At 55.8% G+C, this 13,295-nt stretch carries 15 protein-coding genes; 9 read left to right on the top strand and 6 right to left on the bottom strand.

Translation table 11 applies throughout. The annotated features are described in order from the left end of the window. Positions 1–34 precede the first annotated feature (34 nt). Genes JQC75_RS14555 through JQC75_RS14535 form a run of 5 tightly spaced genes read left to right on the top strand, consistent with a single transcriptional unit; the run spans position 35 to position 4,128 of the window. Positions 35–1,081 (top strand): aminoglycoside phosphotransferase family protein, encoded by a 1,047-nt coding sequence (locus JQC75_RS14555; protein ID WP_203324766.1) that lies wholly within the window; start codon positions 35–37, stop codon positions 1,079–1,081. Continuing rightward, positions 1,078–1,758, top strand: coding sequence for an N-acetylmuramate alpha-1-phosphate uridylyltransferase MurU (gene murU, locus JQC75_RS14550; RefSeq protein WP_203324765.1), 681 nt, complete (start codon positions 1,078–1,080; stop codon positions 1,756–1,758). Before JQC75_RS14555 ends, murU begins: the two co-directional genes overlap by 4 nt. Before the next feature lie 9 nt (positions 1,759–1,767). Then, a complete protein-coding gene (gene djlA, locus JQC75_RS14545; protein ID WP_203324764.1) occupies positions 1,768–2,538 on the top strand; it encodes a co-chaperone DjlA in 771 nt (256 codons plus the stop codon). A gap of 16 nt (positions 2,539–2,554) precedes the next feature. After that, a complete protein-coding gene (locus JQC75_RS14540) occupies positions 2,555–3,172 on the top strand; it encodes a porin family protein (protein ID WP_203324763.1) in 618 nt (205 codons plus the stop codon). Between the two features lie 2 nt (positions 3,173–3,174). Next, positions 3,175–4,128: a D-2-hydroxyacid dehydrogenase gene (locus JQC75_RS14535; RefSeq protein WP_203324762.1), complete on the top strand. Its 954-nt coding sequence runs from the start codon at positions 3,175–3,177 to the stop codon at positions 4,126–4,128. A 31-nt stretch (positions 4,129–4,159) separates the two neighbouring features. On the opposite strand, the gene JQC75_RS14530 is transcribed toward JQC75_RS14535, so the two are convergent. The 4 genes from JQC75_RS14530 to purT all read right to left on the bottom strand — a co-directional run bounded on the left by JQC75_RS14530 (position 4,160) and on the right by purT (position 7,596). Beyond that, positions 4,160–4,972: a DUF4198 domain-containing protein gene (locus JQC75_RS14530; RefSeq protein WP_203324761.1), complete on the bottom strand. Its 813-nt coding sequence runs from the start codon at positions 4,970–4,972 to the stop codon at positions 4,160–4,162. A gap of 8 nt (positions 4,973–4,980) precedes the next feature. Then, positions 4,981–5,490, bottom strand: coding sequence for a DUF2271 domain-containing protein (locus JQC75_RS14525; protein WP_203324760.1), 510 nt, complete (start codon positions 5,488–5,490; stop codon positions 4,981–4,983). Positions 5,491–5,497: 7 nt separating this feature from the next. Continuing rightward, positions 5,498–6,103 carry a PepSY-associated TM helix domain-containing protein gene (locus JQC75_RS14520; protein WP_203324759.1) on the bottom strand — a complete coding sequence of 202 codons (606 nt, stop codon included), beginning with the start codon at positions 6,101–6,103 and terminating at the stop codon, positions 5,498–5,500. A 314-nt stretch (positions 6,104–6,417) separates the two neighbouring features. Continuing rightward, on the bottom strand, positions 6,418–7,596 hold the full coding sequence (purT, locus tag JQC75_RS14515; protein WP_203324758.1) for a formate-dependent phosphoribosylglycinamide formyltransferase: 1,179 nt from the start codon (positions 7,594–7,596) through the stop codon (positions 6,418–6,420). Between the two features lie 198 nt (positions 7,597–7,794). Here purT and JQC75_RS14510 point away from each other — a divergent pair, with 198 nt between their 5' ends. From JQC75_RS14510 to JQC75_RS14500, 3 genes are all read left to right on the top strand, one after another. Continuing rightward, on the top strand, positions 7,795–8,190 hold the full coding sequence (locus tag JQC75_RS14510; RefSeq protein WP_203327234.1) for a DUF3302 domain-containing protein: 396 nt from the start codon (positions 7,795–7,797) through the stop codon (positions 8,188–8,190). Between the two features lie 2 nt (positions 8,191–8,192). Continuing rightward, positions 8,193–9,338, top strand: coding sequence for an HlyD family secretion protein (locus JQC75_RS14505; protein ID WP_203324757.1), 1,146 nt, complete (start codon positions 8,193–8,195; stop codon positions 9,336–9,338). Between the two features lie 85 nt (positions 9,339–9,423). Then, positions 9,424–10,896, top strand: a complete 1,473-nt coding sequence (locus JQC75_RS14500) for an AAA family ATPase (protein WP_203324756.1) — start codon at positions 9,424–9,426, stop codon at positions 10,894–10,896. 108 nt (positions 10,897–11,004) lie between these two features. Here the strand turns inward: JQC75_RS14500 and JQC75_RS14495 are convergent, their stop codons facing one another. Beyond that, positions 11,005–11,532: a DUF4136 domain-containing protein gene (locus tag JQC75_RS14495; RefSeq protein WP_203324755.1), complete on the bottom strand. Its 528-nt coding sequence runs from the start codon at positions 11,530–11,532 to the stop codon at positions 11,005–11,007. Between the two features lie 131 nt (positions 11,533–11,663). Between JQC75_RS14495 and JQC75_RS14490 the strand changes: the two genes are divergently transcribed. Further along, complete coding sequence (locus JQC75_RS14490; protein ID WP_203324754.1) at positions 11,664–11,984, top strand: DUF1289 domain-containing protein; 321 nt, start codon at positions 11,664–11,666, stop codon at positions 11,982–11,984. A 47-nt stretch (positions 11,985–12,031) separates the two neighbouring features. On the opposite strand, the gene JQC75_RS14485 is transcribed toward JQC75_RS14490, so the two are convergent. After that, entirely contained in the window at positions 12,032–13,294 is a 1,263-nt protein-coding gene (locus JQC75_RS14485) for a sensor histidine kinase (RefSeq protein WP_203324753.1), read from the bottom strand. Between the last annotated feature and the right edge of the window lies 1 nt (position 13,295).

Genomic DNA, 13,295 nt, shown 5'->3' with positions numbered 1-13,295 from the left:
GACTGTATCAACGAATTGGCTGTTTCCATTAAATATGCTGGCTATAATAAAGCAATTTTTTGCCAAGAGCCATGGAACGACCGTGTCAGATTCGAGATTTCTTGCCCTTAATCATTGGCTTTCCAATACCTTTGGAGAAGCCCTTTACCCTGAACTGATTTCCGGCGATGCCAGCTTCAGACGCTACTTTCGGGCAGTGCATCAGGGCCGCGCCATGGTGATCATGGATACCCCGGTAGCCCTTATCCCCACAGAGCCCTTTGTGGCGGTGCGCGATGCCTATGCCGCAGCCGGTTTACCGGTGCCCGCCATCATCGCCAGGGACGATGAGCAGGGTTTTATGGCACTGGAAGATTTCGGCGATGTACAGTTATTGGCGCTGCTCGATAGCCAAAGCGCACGCCACTGGTATCCCAAGGCGCTGGCACTCTTGCCGGGCATCGCCGCAGTCACCCAAACGGCTCTGGGCCCCTTGCCCGACTATGATGACGCCTTTGTGCGCCGCGAGCTGGGTATCTTTACCGAGTGGCTGCTTGGCACCCATCTCAGGCTTGAGTTAAGCCGCGACGAAGAGGCCGTTCTTGCGGCCGCTTTCGAAATGCTGACCCAAAACGCACTGGAGCAGCCCAGGGTGGGCATGCACAGAGATTTCCACAGCCGCAATCTGATGGTCGTTGATGGCGAGCTCAAGCTGCTGGATTTTCAGGACGCTGTGCTCGGGCCTGTGACCTATGATGCGGTGTCGCTGCTGCGGGACTGTTACATTCGCTGGAGCGAAGATCTGGTGGATGACATGCTGGTGGCGTTCTTTGTGCTTGCCCATGAGCACGCATTAGTGCCACCAGACACAGACATGGTGCAGTTCAGACGTTGGTTTGAACTCATGGGGCTGCAGCGCCATATCAAGGCGGCCGGTATTTTTGCCCGCCTCAATCACAGGGATGGCAAGGCCGGGTACCTGAAGGACATTCCGCTTACGATGCACTACATCCGCGATGTGGCCGTTCGCTATAAAGAACTGGGGGACTTCGCCCAGTTCATCATGGGGCGGGTAATGCCTGCGCTGGAGGCAAAAGCATGAAGGCCATGATACTGGCGGCAGGGCGGGGCGAGCGCTTAAGGCCGCTTACAGACACAGTGCCCAAACCCTTGGTGAAAGCGGCGGGCAAACCCCTGATTGAGTACCACCTCGAAAAGCTCTCGGCCATCGGGGTGCGTGAGGTGGTCATCAATACTGCCTGGCTTGGCCACAAGTTGGTGGAAACCCTTGAAGATGGCAGCCGGTTTGGCCTGATTATCCACTACAGCCACGAAGATGAAGCGCTGGAAACCGCAGGCGGTATTGTAAAAGCCTTGCCTTTGCTCGGGGGTGCGCCTTTCCTGGTGGTCAATGGTGATATCTATATCGACGCCTTGCCGTCGTTTTCACCGAGCGCTGAACTGTTGTCGGGTGAAACTCTGGCGCATCTCTATTTGGTGGACAATCCGCCCCAGCATCCTCAGGGAGATTTTGCGCTCGAACAGGGCATACTCAGCGCCCAGGGCAGTCCGAAATTCACCTTCTCCGGCATTGGCATTTATCATCCTGCGCTCTTTCGGGCGCTGGCACCCGGGCGTCATGCGCTGGGACCACTGCTGCGGCAACACATGGAAGGCGGACGCATTCGCGGCGAGCATTTTGACCGGTACTGGTGCGATGTGGGTACGCCCGAGAGGCTCGATGCCCTCAATCAACGACTTATGGCGCTTGGAGTGTAACGTCCGTTTATGAAGTACAAAGGCAAGTTTTTTGGTTTTCTGATTGGCTTTATGTTCGGCAAAATTTTTGGCGCCTTGCTTGGCCTGGTGGTTGGGCACTGGTTCGACAAACGATTTGCCGGCACCGCCGGTTCAGGCAGTAAGCGCCAACAGGTGTTTTTCAGCACGACCTTTGCGGTGATGGGGCATGTGGCCAAGGCATCCGGCCGGGTCACCGAAGCCGATATCCGTTTGGCATCGGATCTGATGGATCAGCTAAGGCTCGACAGCGAAGCCCGCCGTCAGGCGCAGCAGGCGTTTCGGGATGGCAAGGCCGGAGACTTCGATCTCAAGGGCAATCTCAGGGCGTTCAGGCTATTATCCATGGGCCGTAACGAATTGTTGCAGATGTTCCTGGAGATCCAAATTCAGGTAGCCTTGGCCGACGGTGAGCTGCACCCCAATGAGCACAGAATTCTCAAGGTAGTCGCATCGGAGCTGGGATTTCGGGATGATGCATTGGAAATGCTGCTTGGCCGCTGGCAGGCCGAAGTGAATTTTGGCCGTCGGGGCGGGACTGGCAAGACCTCGCTCAAGGATGCCTATGGCTTGTTAGGCATAGAAGAATCTGCTACTGATCAGGACGTTAAGCGAGCCTACCGTAAACTGATGAATGAACATCATCCTGACAAACTGGTGGCCAAGGGCTTACCGGAGGAAATGATGGAACTCGCCAAGCGCAAGGCTCAGGACATTCAGGCCGCCTATGAGGCGGTCAAGGCCGCGCGAAAGATGCGCTGATTTCAGGGAGAGTGCCATGAAATACCCGCTCAGTTTACTGTTTGCCGCATCACTGTCGGTGTCACCCTGGGTGGCCGCCGAAGTGTATGTTACCCCCTTTGCCGGTTACAGTTTTGCCGCCAGTAGTCTGGATGCCAACCGTGACGGGCTGGAGACCAATGGCAGCGTCAGTGCCGAAGAGTCTTCCCATTACGGCATCATTCTGGGAACCACCACCAATCATCCCGGCAATATGTATGTGCTCTATTCTTCCCAAAGCACCGACCTCAAAGCGGGGGGGAACTTTTCAAACGAGCGCATTACCTCCCTCAAACTCGACTACGCCCATGTGGGTGGCAGCCTGTATTTCCCCAGTGGTGATTTTTTGCCCTATGTGACCGCCTCCATGGGCTTGACTCAGATGCGGCCGGGAGATGACTACAGCGATGAAACCCGCTTTTCGCTGGGGCTTGGCGTTGGCGCAGAATATCGCCTCGGTGAGCACTTCTCCCTGCTTGCCGATCTTCGGGCCTTTGCCACTTTCATCGACAGTGAAAACAGTCTCTTTTGTGATGCCAATAACTGTTTGTGGCGGGTGAATGCCGACCTGATGTGGCAAGGTCAGGCTAATGTCGGCGTCAGTTTCAGGTTTTAATGATGACAGCGATTTGTGTATTGGATGGCTTTACCCTGAATCCCGGGGATTTGGATTGGTCGCCCCTGTCTGATATTGGCCCTTTTGAGGTCCACGACAGAACGCCAAAAGAACTTATCCTGAGCCGGGCCGGTGGCGCGCCGTTTGTGCTGACCAACAAAACCGTGCTCGATGCCGCCACCCTCGAGGCTATGCCTGCGCTGGAATACATAGGGGTGCTGGCAACAGGTACCAATGTGGTGGACGTGGCGGCTGCTGAGCGTCTTGGGATAGCGGTTACCAATGTGCCGGGTTATGGCCCGGATGCGGTGGCGCAAATGGGCTTTGCCCATGTGCTTCATCATATGTCCCGGGTCAGTGTCCACCATGATGCGGTTATTCAGGGGGCGTGGAGCGGCCAGGCCGACTTTTGCTTTACTCTGGGGCAGCTGGAGTCTCTGTCCGGCAAGACCTTGGGGCTGGTGGGTTTTGGCGACATTGCGCGGCAAATGGCGCGTATCGGTATGGCCTTTGGTATGAAGTTACTGGTACACAGTCGAAGCAAACCCGTTGATTTGCCAGAGGGAGCGAAGTTTGTTGCGCTGGACACCCTGTTTGCCGAATCCGATGTGTTGTCGCTCCATTGCCCGCTGACCGACGACACCCGTGACATGGTCAATCGCGAGAGCCTGGCGCTGATGAAGCCTGGTGCCCTGCTTATCAATACCGCCCGCGGTGGTTTGGTGGATGAAGTGGCACTGGCGGATGCGCTCAATGCCGGGCGCGTCAGGGCGGGGGTGGATGTGCTCTCAACCGAGCCGCCATCGCCGGACAACCCGCTGCTCCATGCCGCCAATATCAGCATTACTCCTCACAATGCCTGGGCCACAGTCAAAGCGCGCCAGCGACTGCTGGATATAGCGGTTGAAAACCTGAGGGCATTTTGTCGTGGCGACAAAGCAAACCGGGTCGATTGACCCGGTTTTTTATGTCTTCTTTGCTACAGGCTTACTGAAGCGCGGCCTCAAAGGTCAGGAAAATTTCGCTCACTGTCTTGTCGGCGAGGCGGGTGTCTTTCATGGCTTCTTCGTACTCGGCGTGCAGTAAAAAGCGCCCGGCCTTGGCGGGGGTAAACTGCACCAGACCATCTTTGTCGCTGACCAGGCTTATTTCTTCAATCTGGTTGCGATAGCGGGTGCCATCGGCGACCACATTTACCTTCACACCTTGCGCGGGCGTACCGTTAAACAGCAGCTTGAGGCTTAAGGGGTCACCCTCCACAAAGTCGGCCGGGTGGGTAACAGGGACCAATTCCAGGTACTCGCCCTTGGGAGCAAAGGCCTTGTCCGAGGGCTTGTTGAGAGTTACATAGGACTCAACCCGGGAAAAATACAGCGCACCTTCGAGCTCCACAGCATCCTTTGGCATAGCGGCGCGGGTAGCGGCCTTGTCGAGGTTGCTTCTGACCGGCGTATCCTGTCCCTTGATTTTGTAGCGGGAAAAATAACGCGGCCTGGCCTCTTTTTCGAGGCGGTAGGTGCCTTCATCCGTCAACTGATAATCGAACACACTGCGGCGACTGCCGCGGTAGCTGGAACTTGGCCTGTCGGTGTTACCCTCTGGGGTGATGATTAGTACATCTTCGGCGCCGAAGGGTTTATCGACCTCAAACACCTGATTGCTGGCGCTGACGTCGGCACTTATCCAAACCCCTTTGCCATCTTCGGCAGACACGTTGAAATGGGTTGGCAGTATCCAGCGATCATGGGCCTGGGTAAGAGGCAGAAACAGAAGTGCAGTCAGTGGGATAAGACGTTTCATAGGGATCCTTAGCGCTTGGCTTGGCGGGAATAGTGAATTTGGCTCTCGCCGGTTTCGCTGGTGGCGGGCAGCTTAACGTTGAAATCATCGCCGGGCAGGTTGAAGGGGTGGCGAATAAGCTCGCGGCCACCATGTTCTCTGACGACCTCGATAAAGAGCTGGTAATCACCCTCGGCCAGCGGCTTCCCCTCATCGTTGGACAGATCCCAGTCGAGGTGATACTTGCCTGCAGGCCGGGTGGCCGACGACACAGCATCCACCATGGCGGGATTGTCCCGACCGGCCTTGCGCCACCAACGGCGAATGTCTTTAAACCATTTGTGGCCATCGTGTTGTACCCACAGCGCCAGCGTCTTCACCGATTCACCGCGGCTGTTTTCCACCCAAATGGCGGTATAGGGCCTGTGATACTGGCCCGTGGCGATTTCTTTAAGACTCAGTTCGAGCTGCATCTGGGCGAAGGCGCCGGTGCTGATGCCGCAAAGGACGCTCGCCAATAACAAAGGTTTCAGTTTCATCAGGTTTTCATCCGGGTATAGATAACCAATAGATGGCCACACAGGCGGCACTGACCGCCGTCATGTAGCCAAGGGAACGTTTGAGTCTGCGACTCTGGGGCAGCAGCAAAAAGGCACCGGTCAGGGAGAACAGCAGCATGAGTATGGCGCTGGCATCGATTACCAGGCTCCAGATGTCGCCGCTGTTGCGGCCCTTGTGTAAATCGTTGAGCACGGCCACGATGCCATAGTCCAGGCTTTCCACCTGCACTTGGGCCATCTCGGTGTCCAGCAGTACGGTGCGGTAACGACCAGGGCCCTTTTGAATGAGCACCAACTCATCGACACTCACCTCCACCTGTTGGCGCTGACCCTGCCACTGGCTTGCCATCCAATGGGCGGCGGCTTCCTGCCAATGGGGGTCATCGGCGGTGATGGGCAGGAGGAAGTCGGGCAACGCCACTGACTCGGTATGGCTGCTGGCGTTGGATGCACCAAACCAGTCGGGGTGATTGAGGGTGATGCCGGTAAAGGCAAAAAACAGCATCAACAGCAAGAGTGCCATCGACACATACACATGGAGCGTTCGGGCGATGGAAAGCGCCTTTTTGGAGGGGCGCAGTGATACAGACATAGGGAAACCGTGACTCCCGCCGGGGAGGTGCTCAACAACAATGGCCTAAATCTAATTGAGAGTAATTCTCACCAAAAGACTATTTACAATGTTTACACCGGCAGTGTTGCGGGAGTCTTTACCCTCAAGTCGAATGTTCCGGTTAACCCGGGCAGTCAGGGCAGATGCGCAAAAAAGGGGGAGGGATTTACAAAAGGGGGTTGCAGGCAAAAAATCAGGGCGAGGCAGGGGAAATATGCCACGTCATCGAAGCTCAGATTTTCCGTGACGTGGCGATAGAGCCAGTTAAAGCTTGGCTCGATTTACCTTACTGGTCAGTTAAAGTGCACCTTGATACAGGCGGCACTGGCAAGCGCGGTGTTAAGGGCTTCATCTATGCTGGCCCCTCGGGCCAGGGCAACCCCGAGTCGTCGCCTGCCATGGATTTCCGGCTTGGCGAAGAGGCGCACCTGGGTATTGGGCAGCGCCAATGCCTCGGCAAGGCCCGAGTAAGCAATATTGCTGGATTCACCTTCTACCAAAACCACTGCCGAGGCGCTGGGGCCATGCTGAACGATTGTCCCCACTGGCAGCCCCAAAATGGCACGTACATGCAGGGCAAATTCAGACAGGTCCTGGCTTATGAGGGTCACCATGCCGGTATCGTGTGGGCGGGGCGACACCTCTGAGAAATACACCTCATCGCCCTTGATAAAGAGCTCCACCCCAAAGAGGCCGTAGCCGCCTAGGTTTTGTACCACCTCGCGGGCGATATGCTGTGCCCGCTCCAGTGCCAGGCTGCCCATGGCCTGGGGCTGCCACGACTCACGGTAGTCGCCATCTTCCTGGCGATGGCCGATTGGGGCGCAGAAATGAATGCCGTCCACCGCAGAGATGGTCAGCAGGGTGATTTCGTAGTCAAAGTCGATAAAGCCTTCGACGATAATGCGGCCCTCACCGGCGCGGCCACCGCTTTGGGCATAATCCCAGGCTTTTTGAACGTCTCCAAGGCTGCGGATAACGCTTTGGCCCTTGCCGGAAGAGCTCATGACAGGTTTCACCACGCAGGGAATGCCTGTGACCTCAAGGGCGGCCTGCAGCTCGGCCAGGCTATCGCAGAATACATAGGGCGAGGTTGGCAGCGCCAGGGTTTCGGCGGCGAGACGGCGAATGCCTTCTCTGTCCATGGTCAGGCGGGTTGCCCGGGCGGTGGGTACAACTTTAAGCCCTTCGGCTTCCAGCTCGACCAGCGTTTGAGTGGCGATGGCTTCAATTTCCGGGATCACCAAATGGGGCCTTTCACTGGCAATGAGCGCCCTGAGCGCCTCACCATCGAGCATATTGATGACATGACTGCGGTGGGCAACCTGCATGGCTGGGGCGTTGGGATAGCGGTCAACCGCAATCACCTCAACCCCGAGACGGGTTAATTCAATGGCCACTTCTTTGCCAAGCTCGCCGGAGCCAAGCAGCATGGCGCGGGTAGCGCCCTGGGTGTAGGGAGTGCCTATCATGGTTTGATTACCTCGTTTTTGTTGGCAGCCAAAAATCATAACCTGCCTTGATGAAAAATGTTGGGCTGAAAATCGTAAAAAATGGGAAAAATCAAACGGAAATTGCAAAACAATTGTGCGGGGTTCTGTTGCCGACAGCGCAAGATGCGCTAATCTTGGCTAACAAAAACTCAATGGACGACATCGATGGAGGTGTCTGTGTTTCTGGACTACTTTGCCCTGGTGCTTCTCTTTTTCGTGGTGATAGTGATGTTTTACGGCATCATCGCCATTCACGATATACCTTATGAAATCGCTAAAAAGCGCAATCATCCCCAGCAGGATGCCTTGCACATTGCCGGTTGGGTGAGCCTGTTTACGTTGCATGTGATTTGGCCCTTCCTGTGGATTTGGGCGACCCTCTATCGCGAAGATCGTGGCTGGGGTTTTGGCACTGTGGTTAAGCGTGAGCTTGAACTGGAAGAAAAAGTCAAAGATCTCAGTGCCAATCTGATGGAAATGGAAAACCGTCTGCAGGCGCTGGAATTGGACAAGGCGGGCGCGGCACGAGTGAGTGATGCCCACCAATCAACCACCAAGGGCGGGGAGGAATAAACATGGATTTACTGCTTATCCTGACCTACACCGCCATCTGCGTGGTGATATTTAAAGTCTTTAAAATTCCCCTCAACAAATGGACTGTACCCACAGCGGTATTGGGCGGCATAGTGCTTCTGGGCACCTTGCTGTTGCTGATGAATTACAACCATCCCTACAGCCGCTTTGCCCGTGAGTATTTTGTTACCGTGCCCATTAACCCCTTGGTCACCGGCAAGGTGGTGGACGTGGCCGTAACGCCCAATGACCCAATTCGCGAAGGAGACGTGCTGTTCCGGCTGGATCCCAGACCCTTTGAGTCGGCCCTTATCCAGAAGCAGGCGGCACTGAAGGCGGCAGAGCAGGAAGTGCCACAGCTAGAGGCCGCGTGGGAAACCGCCAAGGCCAGCGTTGAGCGCGCCCAGGCTGACAGAGACAGAAGCAAGTCTGAGTATGAACGCTATGAAGCGGGCCGTCGTAAAGGCGGTGCCAACTCGCCCTTTACCGCGCTGGAACTGGACAACAAACGCCAGCTTTACTTTGCTGCCGAGGCGCAGCTCACCGCCGCCAGAGCCGAGGAAATGCGGGTGCGCTATGCCTATGAGTCCAACATAGACGGGGTGAACACCAAGGTCGCTGCGGCCAGGGCCGAACTTGCCAGGGCCGAGTTTGATCTTGAACAGTCTGTGGTGCGCGCGCCCTCCGACGGTGTTGTCACTCACATGGCGCTGCGTCCCGGTATGGTGGTGGTGCCCATGCCACTCAGGCCTGTGATGAGTTTTATCCCCAATGGGCAGCGTTACTTTGTTGGGGCGTTTTGGCAAAACTCCATGCTGAGGCTGAAAGCCGGTGACGAGGCTGAGGTCATACTGGATGCCGCCCCCGGGCAGGTGTTTAAAGGTCGGGTTGCCCAGATCCTGCCAGCCATGGCGGAAGGGGAGGTACAGGCCAATGGCCAGCTGCAATCCTCCGCCAGAATGTTCCAGCGGGGCAGGGTGTTGGTGATGATTGAGTTTGAGCGCTCTGATGAGATGCAGGCATTTCCTGCCGGGGTTGCGGGGCAGGTAGCCATATACACAGACCACTTCTCCCACGTTGCCGTAATGCGCAAAGTGCTGCTGAGGATGCAGGGCTGGCTCAATTACCTCTTCGGTGAGGGGCACTGAGGCTAAGCCTCTGTCCAGACTCAGTAAACCCATGCATAATCCAGAGGCCCCACCCGAGGGCCTCTTTTGTTAACCGGAAGACAAGATGCAGGATATCAAGGATTTAACAGCGGTACTCAGATCGAATACACCCATAGTGGTAATTGAAACCTACGAAGAATATCGGGTCATAGAGTTGCTTAAACGGGTCGCCATGACCCTGTATCAACCCCTGTTTACCTGGTCTGTCACCTCGGGGTTATCCCGGGTAGACAAGGACATGGGTACCCAAAAGTTCAATACCGATCCCGCCGAGTTGCTTGGGCAAATCAAATCGACCCAGCAGCAGGGCATCTATGTGCTCTGTGATTTTCATCCCTTCGTTCAGGATGCGCCGCGCAATGTTCGATTATTGAAGGAAATTGCACTCGAATACGATGCCCTGAAACATACCCTGGTGCTGGTCAGTCATGCCTTTGAGATCCCGCCTGAAATCCGCCGCTACTGTGCCCATTTCCGTCTGTCGTTGCCAAGCCGCAACCAGCTTGAAAATCTGATAGTGGAAGAAGTTGATAAGGTACGCCGTCAGGGCTTGCCGCTGGTGGCCGATGAGGCCGCCATTGCCAGATTGGCCGATAACCTGCGTGGCGTGACCTTTGATGATGCCCGCCGCCTGATCCACAAAGCGATTGTGGATGATGGTGCCATCACCCATGATGATGTGGAGCGGGTTAATCAGGCCAAGTTCCGCTTGATGGACATGGATGGGGTGCTGAGATACGAGTACGACACCAGCAGTTTTTCCGACATTGCCGGCCTGCATAATCTCAAGGAGTGGCTCAAGGCCCGTACGCCAGAACTCTCTCCCCAAAGCAGCGCACCACCTCCCAAGGGCATACTGCTGCTGGGCGTGCAGGGCAGCGGTAAGAGCCTCGCCGCCAAGGCGGTGGCTGGTGCCTGGCAGCGGCCCTTGCTGCGCCTCGATATGGCGGCGCTTTATAACAAATACATAGGCGAAACCGAGAAGAACCTGCGTCAGGCGCTGGAGCTGGCTGATCTGATGGCGCCCTGTGTGCTCTGGGTGGATGAAATTGAAAAGGGCATCAGCGGCAGCAGCAGTGACGAGGGCACATCACAGCGCATACTCGGGACCTTATTGACCTGGATGGCGGAGCGTAAATCCGATGTATTTTTGGTGGCCACTGCCAACGATATTCAGGCTCTGCCCCCCGAGCTGATGCGAAAGGGACGTATGGATGAAATCTTCTTTGTCGACTTACCCGATGAGGAAATCCGTAAAGCCATTTTCCTTATCCACTGTAAAAAGCGTGCAGTTGACGTGACCAGTATGGATCTGGGGCTTTTGTCCCGCGCCAGTCAGGGATTCAGTGGCGCCGAAATTGAGCAGGTGGTGATTTCAGCCATCTATGCAGCGGCCAGTCGCCGCCAGCCGGTGGATCAGGCCATTATTCTGGAAGAGTTGTCCCGCACCCGCCCACTCTCAGTGGTGATGCGGGAAAAAATCGATGGCCTCAGGGCCTGGGCAAAGGGTCGCACGGTTAATGCCCATCTGGATTAGTCAGCACCACTGATTGGTTACAGCCATTAAAAAGCCACCCTTGGGTGGCTTTTTAATGGCTGTGTAATTGGGAAAGCCGGTTTCATCCGCGCTTTGACATTGAAGGGGTCACTTTGGTGTGGGCGGAAAGGCGGCCAGTATCTTGGCTACCGTCTTTTGGGTGGCCTCGGCCTTATCCTCGCCGCCATCGCTGAACTCAAAACTGTCGCTGCCGCGCCACAGCAGGCGATCGCCGCTGGCGGTTAATATATCGATTTGAATTTGCTGATATTGTTTCTCGCCGCCCAAGGGAATGCCAACGCTGGTGCCAACAGATACGCCCCCAGAATGCCCCCAGGAGCCAGTACCCAACCCGATGGACAGGCCGGAACTCGGTGGCTTGCTGCCGGTTTGAAATACCCAGGTCACCCTGATATCCGGAGTGTCGCTTTGGCTAAAGCCTTTGGCCATCAGATTTTGGGTCACCGCCATGGCGATGCGTTCTGAACTCAGGGGATCGTTGGTTTGCTCAGGAGTTTGCAGGGCAAAACGCTTCATTGCCCCAAAGTTGGTGTTGGGGTCGTAATCGGTTTTCGGGCCGCTCTGGCAAGCCGTCAGAGCCAACAGGGCAAGTGACAGGGTCAGGGTTCTCAACATGGTTATTCTCCCGTTTTTTATCTACTTTGCGCCCTGGCGAAGGTCATGGCAAGCCCGCAGGCTGTAGATTATTTCGCCTTTTTCAGGGTTTGATGTTATACCTAGCGGACAGCGTTCAGTGCCAAGAATCCATGGAACAGTTAGTCTTTTTCGAAATTCCCAGCCCCTGTATTAACGTGTGTCAGAGTGACAACCGTGGCTATTGCCTGGGCTGTTTTCGCAGTCGTGACGAACGCTTTCACTGGCAAAATCTGAGTGATGCCCAAAAGACCGAAGTGATTCGCCTGTGCCGTGACCGCAAGCGTCGCCGTGCTTATGCCCTGCACAAGGCCAGACTGGAAGCCCTGAATGCTGAGCGTGCCTTTGCCAATGGGCGTCTGGCGCTGGATGATGAGCAGGCAACAGATAGTCATGACAATGAACTGGATCTTGGCCATTTCAGTCTGGATTGACTGTCAGCCGCGCTGAACTGTATCGCTAAAATAACCCTTCAGGATGACTAACTGCGTGCCCGCATGTGCAGGGTGAAGCGGGTTTTGCCGGGTTCACTCTCAAGGCTTACCTTGCCCTTATGGCGCTGCATGATGCGCTTGATGATGGCCAGTCCCAAGCCATGTCCCTTGTTGCCGTTCTGGCTGCTGCTCACCCGATAAAAAGGCTCGAAAATCTTGCCCTGATCGCAAAGCGGGATCCCTTCACCGTCGTCCTCTACCGAGAGGCACCATTCATTGTCGACCCGTACCAGTTCGATACGAATTCGGGTATGGGCAAAACGGATGGCATTGGTGATGAGATTCTGCAGGGCGCGCTCGATAAGCGATGGGTCGGCGGGCACCTGTACGTCTTTTTCCGGCAAATGCAGCTCAATGGGTACCTGACTTAAACTTTGCAGCCGCTGTGCCACCTGACGGGTGAGGGCACTGAGATTACTGGTTTCAAATTTCAGCCCTTTCATGGGGGCTTCCAGGCTGGCATAGGTTAAGAGTTCAGAAAGCAGCTGTTCCATCTCCTTGATATCCAACTGCATATCCGCAAGGAATTGGTTGAGCTTCTCATCGTTGCAGTCCTGACCGCAATAACCGGGCAACAGCGCCAGGGCAAACTTGAGTCGCGCCAGCGGGGTGCGGATTTCGTGGGAAACTGCATTGGTCAGGTGCTGCTGGTTTTCCATCAGGGCACTGATATGGCGCGCCATTTCATTGAAGGTATCGGCGAGGCTTTTCACCTGAGAGCGCTTTGACAGGGCGATGCGTGTATCCCATTTGGCGCGGCCAAAGGCTTCGGTGGCCTCCCTCAGAATGCGGATGTCCCGCGACAGCGGCCACACCCACAGCAGTGCAACACCGGCAAGCAGCCCATAAAAAAACAGCGTAAAGAGCCCGCGCAGATTTTCTCTGGGGTCAATCTCCATGGGGCCTGCCATCAGCACCTGCTCACCAACCCGTACCAGACGCATTTCTTTGTCGTCATCCAGGGCAATGGTAAACACAGTGCCGCTGCTCAGGGCCTCGTTGTTGGACAATGCCACCTGACTGGCGCTCAGCAGCGACAGGGGCAGCGTCTTGTCTTCTTCGAATTTGGCGAGGTGTTTTGCCCGCTCGGCTTCGGGCATTTCAGACAGCAGGCTGGCGAGCGCCAGGAAGGGGGCGTCTTCAGCGGCCGAGTCGTCTACATTGTGGTACCAGAGGCTATCCAGGGTCCAGCCTATGCCCAGTATAGACAGACTCAGCAGCAGATAGAGGCTGACAAAGAGGCGCTTCACG

It is taken from the genome of Shewanella litorisediminis (assembly GCF_016834455.1).
Taxonomy (GTDB): Bacteria; Pseudomonadota; Gammaproteobacteria; order Enterobacterales; family Shewanellaceae; genus Shewanella; species Shewanella litorisediminis.
Note: the sequence above shows the minus strand (reverse complement) of the source record. Positions and strands in the feature narration are given on the sequence as shown.